Genomic DNA, 15084 nt, shown 5'->3' on the forward strand with positions numbered 1-15084 from the left:
GTTCGTGTTTCCGATCGATAGGACAGGCCCTTGCTCCTGTAGAGGTGATCCCCGCGCCCCGCGCGGCGTGTGCTGTGGCACGCGTCGGCGCCCGTACGCACACCTCTCGGAGTTCTCATGGCACACCCGTCCCCGTCCGTATCGCTGTCCGATCTCACCTTCGCGTGGCCCGACGGCACCCCCGTCGTCGACGGCCTCGACGCCGTCTTCGGTTCGGGACGAACCGGGTTGGTGGGCCTCAACGGCTGCGGCAAGTCGACGCTGCTGCGGCTCATCGCGGGCCGTCTGCAACCCGCCCGTGGCTCGATCACTGCCCACGGCGACGTGGCCTACCTGCCGCAGGACCTGACACTCGACCCGGGCGTCCAGGTCGACACCATCCTCGGTATCTCCGGGGTGCGGAAGGCCCTCGCGCGCATCGAATCCGGCGCAGGCGCCGACGACGACTTCGACGCCGTCGGCACGTCGTGGGACATCGAGGAACGCGCCGTGTCGATACTCCACCGCCTCGGCCTGCACCGCATCGTCGCCGACGTCACCGACCTGGATCGAACGGTGGGCGAGTTGTCCGGGGGTGAAACGACGCTGCTCGGCCTCACCGCACAACTGCTGCAGGAGCCGGACATCCTGCTGCTCGACGAGCCCACCAACAACCTCGACGGCGCCAGCCGGGATCTGCTCGACGCCGCCGTCCGGCAGTTCCCCGGCACCGTCCTGCTCGTCAGCCACGACCGCGATCTCCTCGATTCGGTCGACACGATCGCCGAACTCCGCGACGGTCGAATTCGCATGTTCGGCGGCAACTTCGGCGACTATCAGCACGCGATCGAGACGGAGCAGCAGGCCGCGCTCGCCGCGGTGCGCGACGCGCGCAGCGACGTCCGCAAGCAGGGCCGCGAACTCGTCGAGGCCCAGATCAAGCTGGATCGTCGTGCCCGGTACGGGAAGAAGATGTTCGAGAACAAGCGCGAGCCGAAGATCATAATGGGCATGCGGAAACGGGCCGCGCAAGAGTCGGCGGGCAAGCTGCGCGGCAACCATATCGAGAAGGTCGACGACGCGAAGAAGGCGCTCACCGAGGCACAGGACCGGGTGCGCGACGATCGCCAGATCCGCATCGATCTGCCGGACACCGCAGTTTTCCCCGGACAGCAGGTGATCGAACTCGAGCAGGTCCGCCTGCGCACCGGCCAGGTGGTGGATCTGACCGTGACCGGACCCGAACGCATCGCGCTCACCGGACGCAACGGGATCGGCAAGACGACCGCGCTGAAGGAGATCGTGCGAGTGGGCGCGAAGGTGCCGTTCGGCTTCCTGCCCCAGCGACTGGACATCTTCGACGAGAACGCCTCGATTGCGGAGAACGTCGCGACCGCCGCCCCGCACGCCACCCCCGAACAGATCCGGGGGAGCCTGGCCCGCTTCCTGTTCCGCGGCGTCGAGGCCGAGGCATCGGTCTCGACACTGTCCGGTGGGGAACGACTGCGCGCCGCGCTCGCGCTGCTACTCAGCGCCGACCCACCGCCACGGCTGCTGATGCTCGACGAGCCCACCAACAATCTAGACCTACCGTCCCTCGCCCATTTGGTGCAGGCGTTGAACGAATATCGTGGGGCGCTCGTCGTCGTGAGTCACGATCGGCAGTTCCTGCACGACATCGGCATCACGCGCCGCCTGGAGCTCGGCTCGAACGAACTCGCCGAACTCGACGTCGATTCCGCAGCGGTGAACCACCCGAATCGGTAGCGCCCACCGATTCACCCCTGGGTGAGATGCATCTCTTACTCGCACCGCATTCGACCGGGGCTAACACGCCGCGCATCCAGGGCACTAGCGGCCAAGGTCCTCGATCTACGCCCCACCAACCACACCGGCAACAAACAAACTGGTTGTGCCGCTATGGCATTCAGGCCACACCCGCCGCCGCGGGAAGGCGACGAAAACGCCCGTAGGCTGGGCGTCGACGAGCCGAAAGGTAGACACCGTGAACGCCCTCGAGACGACCGACCCCCTCCTCCGGCAGGAGAACCGCGCACAGATCGACACCAAGGACCATGTTCGCGCAGAACGGGAGGCCCGATCGATCGCCGAAGAGGCCCGCATCCAGGAACGGCGGCGGACCCGCAGCCTGTCGACCGTGTTCGCCGTCCTCGCCGCGGTGGGCCCCACCGTCATGGCACTGACGATAGGGGTGCCCCCGGGCGAGGCGTTCCGCGTCCTGCTGCTGACCGTCGTACCGGCCGCCTGCGCGTACTTCATGCTGCGCTCGCGCTGACGGCGAGAACCGGACGATTCCGGAAAGCCTGTTCAGGTGTTCACATGACTCGATAAACTGGCACCACGAATCCCCTCGCCCCAGGAGGGCAGTGTGGCTGTCGACAATGCAGGCGTGAACGGTCAGGTCGTCGCAATGCATATGAGCGACGGCATCATCAACGCTCCGACTTCGGCGCTGTTCTGGGCCGTCGCGATCGTCGGAGTCGGCGTCGCGATCTGGCGAGCCCGAACGGAACTCACCGAACGCACCGCACCGATGGCGGGACTGGTGGCAGCGTTCATCTTCGCGGTCCAGATGATCAACTTCCCGATCCTCCCCGGCGTGAGCGGCCACCTGCTCGGCGGTGGCTTGGCCGCAATCCTGGTGGGCCCGTACACCGGCGCGCTGTGCATCGCGATCGTGCTCAGCGTCCAGGCGCTTCTGTTCGCCGACGGCGGCCTCACCGCCCTCGGCGCGAACATCACCAATATGGCGCTGGTGGGCACGGCCGTCGGTTACGCGGTCGCCGTCGCGCTGCGCCCGTTGCTCGCGGGCCGCGGCGACGCCGGGATCGGCATCCTTGCCTTCGTCTCTGCCTGGTGTGCAACAGTTCTCGCGGCATCGATGTTCGTGGTCGAGTACGCGATCGGCGGTGACGCCGTCACCTCGCTGCACACCGTAGCCGCCTATATGTTCGGCACCCATGCACTGATCGGAATCGGCGAGGGCATCATCACCGCCTTCACGGTCGTCGCGGTCGCACGCGCACGCCCGGATCTGGTGTACCTGTTGCGATCCCGAACCGACCGCACGCGAACGAAGGGGGCGATGTCGGCATGACCACCTCTTCGCGCATCCGCTCACGGTTCCTCGTCGGTTTCGCGATCGCGGCCCTGCTGGTCGCCGGTGTGCTGTCGTACTTCGCCAGTTCCAGTCCGGACGGCCTCGATTCGGCCACTCAGCGCGGCTGTGAGGTGGTCGACGTCGACGGCGCCGAGCAACTGGTCGGCGACTGCATCGCGCAGGGCGCGACCGACCATCACCTGTCGTCGTCCCCGTTCGCCGACTACTCGATCCGCGGAGACTCCGCCCTCACCGGGGTGGCCGGGGTGCTGGGCGTCGTCGCCGTCTTCATACTGGCCGGACTGCTGTTCCGCGCCCTCGCCCGACCGCGCCGGGAACCGTGACGTGTCCGGTTCTCACACCCACCCGCTCTACCTCGAAGGGGCCTCCCCGGTTCACCGACTGCCCCCGGAGGTGAAGATCCTGGCCGCCTTTGTCGGCGTCTTCGCGGTCGTGGCGACACCTCGCGAGGCGGTCTGGGCGTTCGCGGGGTACCTCGTGATCCTGGCCGTCGTGTGGCGGATCGCGGGAATCACGATGCGCTGGTTGGCCCCCCGCATGCTCATCGAGGTCCCGTTCGTCGTGCTCGCGGTGCTGCTGCCGTTCGCGGAGGCCGGCGACCACGTCACGGTTCTCGGACTGTCGCTGTCCGAGCCCGGCCTGTGGGCGGCATGGAACATCCTCGTCAAGGGCAGCCTGGGTGTGCTCGTGTCGTTGACCCTCGCCGCGACCACCCCGGTGCGCTCGCTTCCTGCCGGGCTGTCGCGGCTGCACCTACCGGGCATCGTCGTGACCGTCGTGACGCTCATGCTCCGCTACGTGAATCTGCTTGCGGGCGAAATCGAACGAATGCGGATCGCCCGGATCTCCCGCGGCGACGATCCGCGGACCCTGCATCAGGTGGGTGCCACCGCACGCGGAGTCGGCGGCGTGTTCCTCCGCTCGTACGAACGCGGCGAGCGGGTGCACCTTGCGATGCTCTCCCGCGGCTTCACCGGCACGGTGCCGTTGCACGCTCCCGCCGCCCGTCGCCGGGAGTGGGCCACCGCCCTCGCACCCGCCCTGAGCGCGGTCGCAATTGCCGTCGCGGCCTGGATGGTGTGATGACCTCCCCCGCAATCGAGACCGATGCTCTGGTCTTCGAGTATCCCGACGGCCGACGGGCGCTCGACGGCGTCGACCTCGAGATAGCGGCGGGCGAGCGCGTCGCGATCCTGGGACCGAACGGCGCCGGCAAGACGACGCTGATCCTGCAACTCAACGGCGTACTGACGGCGTCGTCCGGGTCCGTGCAGATCGGGGGTCTGCCCGTCGATCGCGAGAACCTGCGCGAGATCCGGCGGCGGGTCGGCGTGGTGTTCCAGGACCCGGACGATCAACTGTTCATGCCGACGGTCGCCGAGGACGTCGCGTTCGGCCCCGTCAATTTCGGGGTACGCGGCGATGATCTAGAGCGGCGCGTGACAGAGGCCCTCGAGCAGGTCGACATGGCAGAGCACGCGGAGCGCAGCGCCGGGCACCTGTCCGGCGGTCAGCGCCGACGGGTGGCTCTCGCGACGGTGCTCGCGTGCCGGCCCGACGTACTGGTGCTCGACGAGCCGTCGAGCAATCTCGATCCCGTCGCCCGGCGTGAACTCACCGACGTGCTCGTCGGTCTCGACACGACCTTGCTCCTCGTCACGCACGATCTGCCGTATGCCGCCCAGTTGTGCAGGCGTGCGGTGATTCTCGACGAGGGACGCGTGGTCGCGGACGACCGGATCGAGCGCATTCTCTCCGACCGGGACCTACTGGCCGCGCACCGCCTGGAACTGCCCTGGGGATTCTCGCTCCCGGCCCCGGCCCCGGCCCCCGAGGGCTGACGCGCGTCGGACGATCTGCTCGAACAGGGACACGATGCTCTCGTCGGGCCCACGCACGTGGGCCGAAGGGCACGTTCCGCAGCCTGCGCGGAAAATGCTTAAATTATGGAATGATCACTCCAGAAGTAGACATCGACGAGACGTCAGCCTCGTCGCGGACTGGCAGATACCCGCGGGAGACCGGAGACGGGTTGCCCTGGTCTGCGCTGCTGGCAATGGCCGCAACAGCATTCGTCGTCATCATGACCGAAACGCTGCCCGCAGGACTTCTCCGCCAGATCTCCGAGGGGCTCGACATCAGCGAAGCCGCCGCCGGTCAGCTGATCAGCGCGTACGCACTGGGCGCGGTCGTGTGCGCGATACCGGCGATCACCCTCACTCGCGGACACCGGCGCAAGCCGATCCTGACCATCGCAGTGATCGGTTTCGTCGTGGCGAACACGATGACCGCCTTGGCGCCCGACTTCGCGGTCGCGCTCGGAGCACGCTTCGTGGCCGGCGCCTTCTCGGGAATACTCTGGGGGATGCTGGCCGGCTACGCGCGGAAGGTGTCACCGCCGGCGCTGGCCGGAACCGCGCTCACCATCGCGATGGCGGGCACGCCGGTGGCCTTTGCCGTCGGCACACCACTGGCGACCCTCCTCGGGACGGCGGCCGGATGGCGTGTGACGTTTGCGATCATGTCCATTGCCGCAGTCGCACTCGTAGTGTGGATCGTCGCCGCGGTACCCGACGCCCCGGGCCAGGACCGAACGGCTCGAACTCCGCTGCGCCGCGTGATCCTCATCCCCGGCGTCGGGTCGGTGCTTGCAGTTGTGCTCGGCTGGTTCCTCGCGCACAACCTGCTGTACACCTACATTTCGCCGACCATCGAGCACCTCGGTGTCGGGATCAGAGTCGATGTCGCATTGGCGATCTTCGGCGTCGCATCACTGGCCGGCATCGGCGCAACGGGAGCCCTGGTCGATCGGATGCTGCGGCGACTCGCCCTGGCCGGTCTCGTCGCCTTCGCAGCAGGCACCGCCATCCTGACGTTCAGCGGAAGCGACCCGGTTCTCTTCGTGGTCGCAGTTCTACTGTGGGGCATTTCGTTCGGTGGCGCGGCCTCCCTGCTTCAGACCGCGCTCGCGGATGCCGCGGGCCCCGATGCGGACGTCGCGAACTCCATGCTCACAACCGTGGCGAACGCGGCGATCTTCGGGGGCGGGGCGCTCGGCGGAATCGCATTGGGCGTGTCGGGCGCCGGCTCCTTTCCACTCACAGCACTGGCGATTCTCGTCGCAACCATCACTGTCGTGGCCTTCGCACGTTCGCACGGCTTCGTGCCGAGCAGGCGAGACGCGACACGGTAGCGGCATCCCATTCAGAGCTTTTCGCATTGGGTGGCCAATGTTACTGATCCCGTGCGCAATTCGACACGCGGTGCCCGTCGGGGACCTTCCGGTAGTGACTCTGCTCACTTTCAGATCGATTGGTCCATAAAGAATTGACTGCACGATCCTTCTGCGGCAAGTATTACGGCATGAACGATCCAGAAGTCGCCACGAGTGGGATGAAGCGGCGCTCAGCGCCCGCGGCACCCGTGGGCGACCCCGACGTCGAACAACCGTCCCTGAGCGGGGCAATCGTGTTGCTGCTGGCCGTGGTCTGCGGGGCGGCGGTGGCGAATATCTACTACGCCCAGCCGCTGCTCCCGGTGATCTCGCAGGCACTCGGGGTCTCCCCGGGGGTCGCCGGGCTGGTGATCACCGTTTCGCAGGTCGGCTACGCGCTGGCACTGGCGCTCCTGGTGCCGTTGGGAGACGTCCTCGAACGCCGTCGCCTGGTGAGTGTGTTGCTCGGCGCGAGTGCCATCGCTCTGCTCGGTGCGGCGGCATCACCGGGGGTGGGCGCACTGCTCGCCGCTATCGCGCTCGTCGGTGTGACGTCTGCGGTCGCGCAGATCGTGGTGCCGATGGCCGCGTCCCTGGCGCCGAATCATCAGCGCGGGGCCGTAGTGGGCACGGTGACGAGCGGACTGCTGATCGGGATCATGGTCGCCCGTACGATCGCCGGACTCCTCGCCGAAATCGGCGACTGGCATTGGGTGTTCGTCTTCGCCGCGTTCCTGATGGCAGTTCTGGCCGTCGTGCTCCGACTGGTCCTGTCCCGGGTGCCGCCGACGGAACACACCACCTATCCCCGCCTTCTACGCTCGGTCGCGGCGTTGGTGCGCACCGAATCGCTGCTGCGTCGGCGCATGGTCCTGGCCGCAGTCGGCATGGGCTGTTTCACCGTGCTGTGGACCGCGTCCTCGTTCCTGCTGGCGGAGGAGCCGTATTCGTACGGGCCCGCAGCGATCGGCCTGTTCGGGCTGGCCGGAGTCGTCGGCGGTGTCGCCGCGATGAGGGCCGGTCGGCTCACCGACCGGGGGCGTGGTCGTCAGGTGACGACGGGTGGGTTGATCCTGTTGACGGCGAGCTGGCCGGTGCTCGCGATCGCCGGCGTGGGCGGACCGGCCGGCCTGGTCGCGCTGGTCGTCGGCATTGTGGCGCTCAATCTCGCACAGCAGTCCCTGTTGATCAGCCACCAGAGTGCGATCTACCGGCGGGCACCACATGCCCGGAGCCGCGTGACGACAGCCCTGATGGTGTCCGCCTTCGCCGGGAGCACGGTCGCCTCGGCATTGACCGCAGCCCTGTATCCGCGCGTGGGTTGGCCGGGGGTGTGCGTGCTCGGCGTCGCCATCGCACTGGTCGGTGTCGGGACGTGGGCCCTGGAATGGTGGCACCCCAGCCCCGCCGAACCGCTTGCCCCGCCGATGATGTCGGCCGCAGACCCCGATCCCCACACACCCCCGACGGCAGAGGCCGGCACGACCGCCCGCCCCGCCGAGCCGTCTCGTCCGCAGGAGGCCAACCATGCCTGAGATCCGCCGAGTGGCGATCCTCGACGACTACCAGGGTGTCGCGCGACGGCACGCCGACTGGAGCGCACTACCGGACAGCACCCGGCTCACTGTGTTCTCCGAGCCTCTGGGCGGCGCCGAGGACGTGGCAGCAGCATTGAGGCCGTTCGACGTCGTCGTGGCCATGCGTGAGCGCACCGCGTTTCCCGCCGCGGTCATCGACAGCCTGCCGAATCTGCGCCTGCTCGTCACCACCGGCCCGGCCAATGCAGCCATCGACGTCGCCGCGGCCGAGCAGCGCGGAATCGTGGTGTCGGGTACGCGCGGAGGAGGATTGACCTCCACTGCCGAGCTGACCTGGGGCCTGATCCACGCCCTCACCCGGTCCATCCCCACCGAGGACCGCCTTGTGCGCGAGGGGGATTGGGAGCGGACCGTCGGTCGCGACCTACACGGCGCCCGTCTCGGCGTCATCGGGCTCGGCAGCGTGGGCACCCGGGTGGCCCGGGTGGGGCTCGCCTTCGGCATGGACGTCGTCGCGTGGAGCAGCCACCTCGACACCGGCCATGCCCGCGCCGTCGGCGTCACTCCGGTGGACAAGGAGGAACTGCTCGCCACCTCCGATGTGGTGACGGTCCACCTCAAGGCCTCCGCCCGCACAACCGGGATCGTGGGGCGCGACGAGCTCGCGCTCATGCGACCGAATGCGTTTCTGATCAACACCTCTCGGAGCGCTTTGATCGACGGAGAGGCACTGCTCGCGGCTCTGCGCGACGGAAGGATTGGCGGGGCCGGCCTGGACGTCCACTCCGTCGAGCCTCTGCCGGACGACTCGCCGTGGCGCACTGCTCCGAGGACGGTGCTCACGCCGCACCTCGGCTACGTCACCGAGGGCACGTACGACATCTTCTATTCCGATGCGCTCGAGGACATCCTCGCCTACGGCGCCGGAACCCCGATCCGAGTGGTCGCTCCGTGAGAAGACAGCACCCCTCTGCCTCTGCTTCTGTCTCTGCCTCTGCTACACCCGACGAAAGGCACGACTCCGTGACAATGCACGGTACCCACGAGCGACACGACCCGGCGCGCAGCGACGATTCGGGCTTCCGGATGCCCGGGCTCTGGAGGCGCACACTCGGTGAACTCACCGTGAGCTACCTCCCGGACGCGGGGGTCGCGATGATTCCGGACCGGCTGTACCCGTCCTCCACCGACGAGGAATGGGGCCACCACAGCACCCACGTCACCGGAGCCGGTCACCTGTCCATGGGATGTGGAGCCCTGCTCGTCGAGCGCGGTGACACCCGACTGCTCATCGACGCCGGACATGGGCGCATCTCCGGCGACGAGGTGGAGCATTTCCAGCACGCCTTCGGCCACGTACAGGATCTCCCCGCGTCGCTGGCCGCCCTCGGCGTGGATCCGGCCGAGCTGGAGATGGTTGCCTTCACCCACTTCCACGGCGACCACACCGGCTGGGCCCGGCCGGACGCCGTCGACGATCCGCGGAGCCTGTTCACCAGGGCCCGGTGGATGGTCGGCGAGGGCGAGTTGGAGAGCATCGCACCCGGGAGTGCGCCGGTGCTCGCCGGGCAGAGTGAACGAACGGTCGCCGTGGCCGACAGGACCGAGATCGCCGATGGCATCCGCGCGTGGTCCCTGCCCGGACACACGCCAGGGCACACCGCGTGGATTCTCGACACCGGCGACGGTCGGGAAGTCGTGGCATTCGGCGATGCCCTGCACTCGCCCGTTCAGGTGGCGCACCCGGATTGGGAGGTGCTGCTCGACACCGAGAGAGACGAGGCCGAGCGGTCCCGGCGTCGGCTCATCGACTACCTGGAGCGAGACGGGGTGTACGGCTTCGGCGTCCACTTCGCCGATCAGCAACTGGGCACCGTGGATTCCGGGCGCTGGCGACCCTGGAACGACGCGACGGATGCCCGCTGACGTAACGGGCGGCACTCCCTGCGAGCGCAAACCACCACACCAGAAGGAGATTCGGAGTGAACACAGAATCGCGGCCCGCCCTGACGGCGGGCGCCGTCACCCTCGGAAACGATCTGACGGTCACCCGCCTCGGCTTCGGCTCGATGCAGCTGACCGGCCCCGGGGTCTGGGGGGATCCGAGTGATCCGGACGAAGCCGTCCGGGTGTTGCGCCGAGCCGTGGACCTCGGCATCGACTTCATCGACACGGCCGACTCCTACGGTCCGGCGGTCGCCGAACCGCTCATCAAGAAGGCCCTGCATCCTTATCCGGAAGGGTTGGTCATCGCGACCAAAGCCGGCCTCACACGCCCGGGCCCCGATCAGTGGCTTCCGGTCGGCCGGCCCGGGTACCTGCGCCAGCAGGCCGAGATGAGCCTGCGCCACCTCGGCCTGGACTGCATCGACCTGTTCCAGCTGCACCGCATCGATCCCGAGGTGCCGCTGGAGGATCAGATCGGGACGCTGAAGGAGTTGCAGGAGGAAGGGAAGATCCGCCACATCGGCCTCTCCGAGGTGTCCGTGGGGGACGTCGAGGCGGCGTCGGCGATAGTCGAGATCGTCTCGGTGCAGAACCTGTTCAACCTGGCCGATCGGACGGCCGAGCCTCTGCTGGACTACGCCACGGCACACGGCATCGCCTTCATCCCCTGGTTCCCGCTCGCCACTGGCAGGCTCGCGCAGAAGGGCGGCCCACTGGCCGTCCTGGCCGAACGACACGGTACGGCCCCGTCTCGACTCGCCCTGGCCTGGCTCCTCGAGCGGTCCCCGGTGATGCTGCCCATCCCGGGAACCTCCTCCGTGGCACATCTCGAGGAGAACGTGAGCGCTGCCGGTATCGAACTGTCCGGCAGCGAGTTCGCAGCCCTGTCCGAGGCTGTGTAGTACATGCCTCACGGTGCGGCAACCGCCGGATCGCGGTTGCCGCACCGTTATAATGGATGATTCATTCCATTAAGGAGGTCGCCGTGCCCACCCTCGGCCGTCCCCGCGCGTTCGACACGCAGGCGGTGCTCGAAGCCGCGATGCGGCTGTTCTGGGAGCACGGCTACGACGCGACGTCGATGACCCAGCTCCGCGAAGTCACCGGACTGTCCTCGGCGAGCCTGTACGGCGCCTTCGGTTCCAAGCAGGGATTGTTCGAACGAGCGGCGGAGCACTACGTCGCCGGGCCGGGCAGCGTTACCGACGTCATGGCTGACGAGACCCTCGGTCCACGAGAGGCCATAGCCCGGCTGCTCCACGGGTCGATCGACATGCAGACCGACACCTCCCATCCCCGCGGCTGCCTCGTCGCACTGTCCGGCACTGTCCGCGCCCCCGGCGACGGCGAAGCCGCGGTACGCCGGATGATGGCGGCACGACGTGCGGCGGACCGAGCAGGCATCCGCCGATGCGTCGTACGAGGCATCCAAGCCGGCGAGCTGGCGGAAGACACCGACGTGGACGGCTTCACGTCCATGATCCACAGCTTCCTGCTCGGCATTTCCACGCAAGTGTGCGACGACGTACCCGGCCGACACCTCCACGCCGCCGCCGACACTGTGCTCGCCGTCTGGCCCGAACCCGGCAAGGTGTCCTGACCGACCGCATTCTCAATACTCGATGTGGCCGGCGCGGTCGAAGAACTGTCCGGTAGGTCCATCGGGGCCGAGTCGGGCCAGCATCACGGTCGCGTCGGTTCCTTCGGTCACGGTCTGATGTCCGCTGTGCCGGTTGAAGTCGGTGCTCGTGTATCCCGGATCGCTCGCGTTGACCCGAAACTCGGGCAGGTTCTTCGCGTACTGGACGGTCATGGCGATCACGGCCGCCTTCGAACTCGCATACGGCACGGCCTTGACGAAGTGTTCGTCGCTGCCGGGGGTGATCAGCGACCGGGCGAACCCGACTCCGGAGGCGACGTTGACGATCACCGGATTCGCCGAGCGCCGCAGCAGCGGAACGGCGGCCTGCGTGACGCGCACGATCCCAAGGACATTCGTGTCGAACACCTCCTGCACGGCGCCGGCGTCCAGATCGTCGAGGCCGAAGGACTTGCCCAGGATGCCGGCGTTGTTGACGAGGACGTCCAGATCAGGCAGCTGGGCGAGCGCCGCGTCGACGCTGCGCTGGTCGGTGACGTCGAGCTGCACGGGGCGTGCGCCGAGTTTCTGCACCTCGGCCGCCGAGGCCAGGTCACGCATGCCGGCGTAGACGGTGTGGCCCGCATCGATGAGCCGTCGCGCAGTCTCCAGGCCGAGGCTGCGGTTGGCTCCTGTGATGAGTGTGGTGGTCATGTCCACAACACTCGTTCAGCGTCAGTGCACGCACCAGGCACCGCTCGACGGTAGGACCGGCAGTACCACCCACCGCGCGCAGGCGCCCAGCAGAATGGTGGCATGGACGAATTCGCGCGTGTACTGCGCGCCTGGCGCGACCGCGTGCAGCCCGAGCACGTCGGGCTGCCGCCGGGTACGGGTCGACGCGCGCGCGGGCTGCGGCGCGAGGAACTCGCGATGCTCGCCGGCGTCAGTGTCGACTACATCGTGCGGCTGGAACAGGGCCGGTCGACCAATCCCTCGGCACAGCTGCTCGGTGCGCTCGCGCGGGCATTGCGCCTGACCGACGACGAGCGCGACCACCTGTACCGAGTCGGCGGTGTCGCCGTTCCCACACCTGCCGCGTTGCCCCGGCACGTGGGCCCGGGCGTCCAGAGGATCGTGGACCGACTCGGCGACGTGCCGGTCAGCGTGTACAGCGCCGCACATGACCTCCTGCTGTGGAATCCGCTCTGGGCGGCACTGCTCGGTGACCCGTCGACTCTGTCCGGTTTCCGTCGGAATCTCGTCTGGCGGGTGTTCACCGACGAGGGCGGTGCTCCGGTTGTCACGCATACCGCCGCCGGGGAGGACGAATTCAGAGCGGACCTGGTCGCAGACCTGCGATCTGCGATGGGGCGCTACCCCGACGATGCCCCGCTGCAGGATCTGGTGAACCAACTCCTCGCGCAGTCCGACGAGTTCGCGGCGCGCTGGGCGCAGGCGCACGTGGCCCTGCACCGCTCCAGCCGAAAGACCGTGCACACCCGAACTGTCGGCGACATCACGGTGGACTGCGATGTACTCGGCGCGCCGGGCAGCGGCGACCTGAGGATCGTCGTCTACACGGTCGTACCCGGATCCGCGGATGCAGAGAAGCTCGATCTGCTGCGTGTAGCCGGTCTGCAGGACCTGATGCGTCATCGACCTGTACCGACGGACACCAGTTCCGGGCGCGACCCGATGAACCGCCCTGAAGCGGCCCGGTAACCACCTCTGCGGCGCCTCATCAGGCACGCTCGACATCCGACTGCCCCACATCGACCGCCGACGCCTGCAACCCCGCCAGACGCGGATTGGTCTGCTGCAGTTGCCAATCGGTCCAGTACTCGAGACTCCCGGCTTCGTCGGCGTCGAGACGGTCGCACACCAGATCCCAGTGCACCGCCACCCGATCGCTGATCCTCAGGTCCCGAACGAAGGATCCCGTACCCACACTGCGTCGGGCAGGCCGATCCTCGAGCGGTCCGAGGGCAAGACGCCGGCCGTCGAACTGCAGACCGCGCGAACGCACCGTGGCGGTGTGCGGCGTCAGGCTCACGACGACGCCGTTGCGGATGCGGCACGAGTCGAGGACGTGCAGCGGTTGGGGCATCCCGGTGCCGAGCAGTCGCGTCCACGGATACACCCCGAACACGTGGAACGCGTGCGTCGGCGCTGCCTCGGGCAGCAGATCGTCGGTGAGGTACTTCCAGTAGCGACCGGCGCGAACACCCAAGCGGGTCAGCAACTCCCGCCCGAAGCGCTCGCGATCCACCGCGGCGGTCACCGCGTTGCCGGTCCAGTAGCCGCGGACCACCCGCTCGTCGAGCGGGTCGTCGATGCCGGCCAGTTCGGCGATCAGTTCCTGGTACGGCCATGCTCCGCTGAACTGCCGCGCGGCGACGTCCACATCGGATGCGGCACCGTCTCCTCCGCACGCCACCGCCTCGAGACTCGCGGCGCCAGCCGGGCCGCAGTAGCCGAGCGCGTTGGGCGCATACGCGTACCGCGCGAACAGAAGACGGCCCGCGTCGATCCCGGTGGTCACTCCTGTCTCCGTCCCACCAGCAGCGCAGTCTCCCGGTGCAGGCGTCCGAAGTTGTAGTACGCCGCGCACGCCCCCTCCGGCGACACCATGCACGTGCCGATCGGCGTCTCGGGAGTGCACGCGGTGCCGAATACCTTGCACTCCCACGGCTTGATGACGCCCTTGAGGACCTCACCGCACTGGCACGCCTTGGGGTCGGCGACCCGCACGCCCGGCATCGAGAAGCGTTCCTCGGCGTCGAACTCGGCGTAGTCGGGGTGGATCTTGAGCGCGCTCTGCGAGATGAATCCCAGTCCTCGCCATTCGAAATGCGGTCGCAGCGCGAAGGTCTCGCTCATCAGCTTCAGCGCCTGCGTGTTGCCCTCGGGCCGGACGACGCGGATGTACTGGTTCTCCACCTCGCACCGACCGTCCCGGATCTGCTGCAACAGCATGTGCACCGAGGCGAGGATGTCGAGTGGCTCGAAACCGGCGACCACCATCGGCTTTCCGTACACCTCCGACACGAAACGGTACGGCCGCAACCCGACGACGGTCGAGACGTGACCGGGCCCGAGGAAGCCCGACAGCCGCAGGTCGGGCGACTCGAGGATCGCCTTGATGGGCGGCACGATCGTCACGTGGTTACAGAAGATACTGAAGTTCGTGACCCCCATCTGCCGCGCCCGCACCAGCGTCACCGCCGTCGACGGCGCCGTGGTCTCGAACCCGACCGCGAAGAACACCACCTGCTTGTCGGGGTTGTCGACGGCGATCTTGAGCGCGTCGAGCGGCGAGTACACGAATCGCACGTCCGCCCCACGGGCCTTGGCCTCGATGAGGTTTCCGCGGGAACCTGGCACGCGCATCATGTCGCCGAACGTCGTGAAGATGACATTCGGCTGTTCCGCGAGGTACATCGCGTCGTCGACGCGCCCCATCGGGATGACGCACACCGGGCAGCCCGGTCCGTGCACGAGTTCCACGGACCGCGGCAGCAGGTGTTCGATGCCGTGCCGGTAGATGGTGTGGGTGTGGCCGCCGCACACCTCCATGAACTTGAACTCGTCGTCGCCGGCGAGTTCGGTGATGGACCGGACCAGTGCCCTTGCGGCCGCCGGATCGCGGAATTCGTCCACGAACTTCATGGTGCAACCTCCT

16 protein-coding genes are annotated in these 15084 nt (G+C 68.0%); 13 read left to right on the forward strand and 3 right to left on the reverse strand.

What is annotated here, in order from left to right; all coding sequences use genetic code 11:
* The first annotated feature begins 117 nt into the window (after positions 1-117).
* From C8K36_RS20880 to C8K36_RS20935, 12 genes are all read left to right on the forward strand, one after another.
* Entirely contained in the window at positions 118-1746 is a 1629-nt protein-coding gene (locus C8K36_RS20880; RefSeq protein WP_107986519.1) for an ABC-F family ATP-binding cassette domain-containing protein, read from the forward strand.
* Between the two features lie 238 nt (positions 1747-1984).
* Entirely contained in the window at positions 1985-2275 is a 291-nt protein-coding gene (locus C8K36_RS20885) for an ABC transporter permease (protein ID WP_107986521.1), read from the forward strand.
* A gap of 135 nt (positions 2276-2410) precedes the next feature.
* A complete protein-coding gene (locus tag C8K36_RS20890) occupies positions 2411-3097 on the forward strand; it encodes an energy-coupling factor ABC transporter permease (RefSeq protein ID WP_181319670.1) in 687 nt (228 codons plus the stop codon).
* The gene (locus tag C8K36_RS20895) at positions 3094-3444 is read left to right on the forward strand and encodes a PDGLE domain-containing protein (protein ID WP_107986525.1); all 351 of its coding nucleotides are present in this window, start codon (positions 3094-3096) and stop codon (positions 3442-3444) included. Before C8K36_RS20890 ends, C8K36_RS20895 begins: the two co-directional genes overlap by 4 nt.
* A gap of 1 nt (position 3445) precedes the next feature.
* Positions 3446-4204, forward strand: a complete 759-nt coding sequence (gene cbiQ, locus C8K36_RS20900) for a cobalt ECF transporter T component CbiQ (RefSeq protein ID WP_107986527.1) — start codon at positions 3446-3448, stop codon at positions 4202-4204.
* The gene (locus tag C8K36_RS20905; RefSeq protein WP_107986529.1) at positions 4204-4962 is read left to right on the forward strand and encodes an energy-coupling factor ABC transporter ATP-binding protein; all 759 of its coding nucleotides are present in this window, start codon (positions 4204-4206) and stop codon (positions 4960-4962) included. Before cbiQ ends, C8K36_RS20905 begins: the two co-directional genes overlap by 1 nt.
* A gap of 215 nt (positions 4963-5177) precedes the next feature.
* The gene (locus tag C8K36_RS20910; RefSeq protein ID WP_219910036.1) at positions 5178-6314 is read left to right on the forward strand and encodes an MFS transporter; all 1137 of its coding nucleotides are present in this window, start codon (positions 5178-5180) and stop codon (positions 6312-6314) included.
* A 170-nt stretch (positions 6315-6484) separates the two neighbouring features.
* Entirely contained in the window at positions 6485-7870 is a 1386-nt protein-coding gene (locus tag C8K36_RS20915; protein WP_219910037.1) for an MFS transporter, read from the forward strand.
* Entirely contained in the window at positions 7863-8828 is a 966-nt protein-coding gene (locus tag C8K36_RS20920; protein WP_107986535.1) for a D-2-hydroxyacid dehydrogenase family protein, read from the forward strand. The genes C8K36_RS20915 and C8K36_RS20920 overlap by 8 nt, the downstream gene beginning before the upstream one ends.
* A gap of 74 nt (positions 8829-8902) precedes the next feature.
* Positions 8903-9799 carry an MBL fold metallo-hydrolase gene (locus C8K36_RS20925; RefSeq protein WP_107986537.1) on the forward strand — a complete coding sequence of 299 codons (897 nt, stop codon included), beginning with the start codon at positions 8903-8905 and terminating at the stop codon, positions 9797-9799.
* Positions 9800-9855: 56 nt separating this feature from the next.
* Positions 9856-10722: an aldo/keto reductase gene (locus C8K36_RS20930; RefSeq protein ID WP_107986539.1), complete on the forward strand. Its 867-nt coding sequence runs from the start codon at positions 9856-9858 to the stop codon at positions 10720-10722.
* Positions 10723-10805: 83 nt separating this feature from the next.
* Positions 10806-11420 carry a TetR/AcrR family transcriptional regulator gene (locus C8K36_RS20935; RefSeq protein WP_107986655.1) on the forward strand — a complete coding sequence of 205 codons (615 nt, stop codon included), beginning with the start codon at positions 10806-10808 and terminating at the stop codon, positions 11418-11420.
* Positions 11421-11432: 12 nt separating this feature from the next.
* On the opposite strand, the gene C8K36_RS20940 is transcribed toward C8K36_RS20935, so the two are convergent.
* Positions 11433-12113, reverse strand: coding sequence for an SDR family NAD(P)-dependent oxidoreductase (locus tag C8K36_RS20940; RefSeq protein WP_107986657.1), 681 nt, complete (start codon positions 12111-12113; stop codon positions 11433-11435).
* A 102-nt stretch (positions 12114-12215) separates the two neighbouring features.
* Between C8K36_RS20940 and C8K36_RS20945 the strand changes: the two genes are divergently transcribed.
* Positions 12216-13124 (forward strand): helix-turn-helix domain-containing protein, encoded by a 909-nt coding sequence (locus C8K36_RS20945; protein ID WP_107986541.1) that lies wholly within the window; start codon positions 12216-12218, stop codon positions 13122-13124.
* A 19-nt stretch (positions 13125-13143) separates the two neighbouring features.
* On the opposite strand, the gene C8K36_RS20950 is transcribed toward C8K36_RS20945, so the two are convergent.
* Both C8K36_RS20950 and hypD read right to left on the reverse strand, forming a co-directional pair.
* On the reverse strand, positions 13144-13944 hold the full coding sequence (locus C8K36_RS20950; protein ID WP_107986543.1) for a DUF6390 family protein: 801 nt from the start codon (positions 13942-13944) through the stop codon (positions 13144-13146).
* Positions 13941-15071 (reverse strand): hydrogenase formation protein HypD, encoded by a 1131-nt coding sequence (gene hypD / locus C8K36_RS20955; RefSeq protein WP_107986545.1) that lies wholly within the window; start codon positions 15069-15071, stop codon positions 13941-13943. Before hypD ends, C8K36_RS20950 begins: the two co-directional genes overlap by 4 nt.
* Between the last annotated feature and the right edge of the window lie 13 nt (positions 15072-15084).

The organism is Rhodococcus sp. OK519, assembly GCF_003051005.1.
GTDB lineage: Bacteria > Actinomycetota > Actinomycetes > Mycobacteriales > Mycobacteriaceae > Prescottella.

Bases quoted from the DNA above. Each gene is read 5' to 3' on its own strand.
- C8K36_RS20880 (WP_107986519.1), top strand. From the start codon at position 118: ATGGCACACCCGTCCCCGTCCGTATCGCTGTCCGATCTCACCTTCGCG.
- C8K36_RS20890 (WP_181319670.1), top strand. From the start codon at position 2,411: ATGCATATGAGCGACGGCATCATCAACGCTCCGACTTCGGCGCTGTTC.
- C8K36_RS20895 (WP_107986525.1), top strand. From the start codon at position 3,094: ATGACCACCTCTTCGCGCATCCGCTCACGGTTCCTCGTCGGTTTCGCG.
- C8K36_RS20905 (WP_107986529.1), top strand. From the start codon at position 4,204: ATGACCTCCCCCGCAATCGAGACCGATGCTCTGGTCTTCGAGTATCCC.
- C8K36_RS20910 (WP_219910036.1), top strand. From the start codon at position 5,178: ATGGCCGCAACAGCATTCGTCGTCATCATGACCGAAACGCTGCCCGCA.
- C8K36_RS20915 (WP_219910037.1), top strand. From the start codon at position 6,485: ATGAACGATCCAGAAGTCGCCACGAGTGGGATGAAGCGGCGCTCAGCG.
- C8K36_RS20920 (WP_107986535.1), top strand. From the start codon at position 7,863: ATGCCTGAGATCCGCCGAGTGGCGATCCTCGACGACTACCAGGGTGTC.
- C8K36_RS20925 (WP_107986537.1), top strand. From the start codon at position 8,903: ATGCACGGTACCCACGAGCGACACGACCCGGCGCGCAGCGACGATTCG.
- C8K36_RS20940 (WP_107986657.1), bottom strand. From the start codon at position 12,113: ATGACCACCACACTCATCACAGGAGCCAACCGCAGCCTCGGCCTGGAG.
- C8K36_RS20945 (WP_107986541.1), top strand. From the start codon at position 12,216: ATGGACGAATTCGCGCGTGTACTGCGCGCCTGGCGCGACCGCGTGCAG.
- hypD (WP_107986545.1), bottom strand. From the start codon at position 15,071: ATGAAGTTCGTGGACGAATTCCGCGATCCGGCGGCCGCAAGGGCACTG.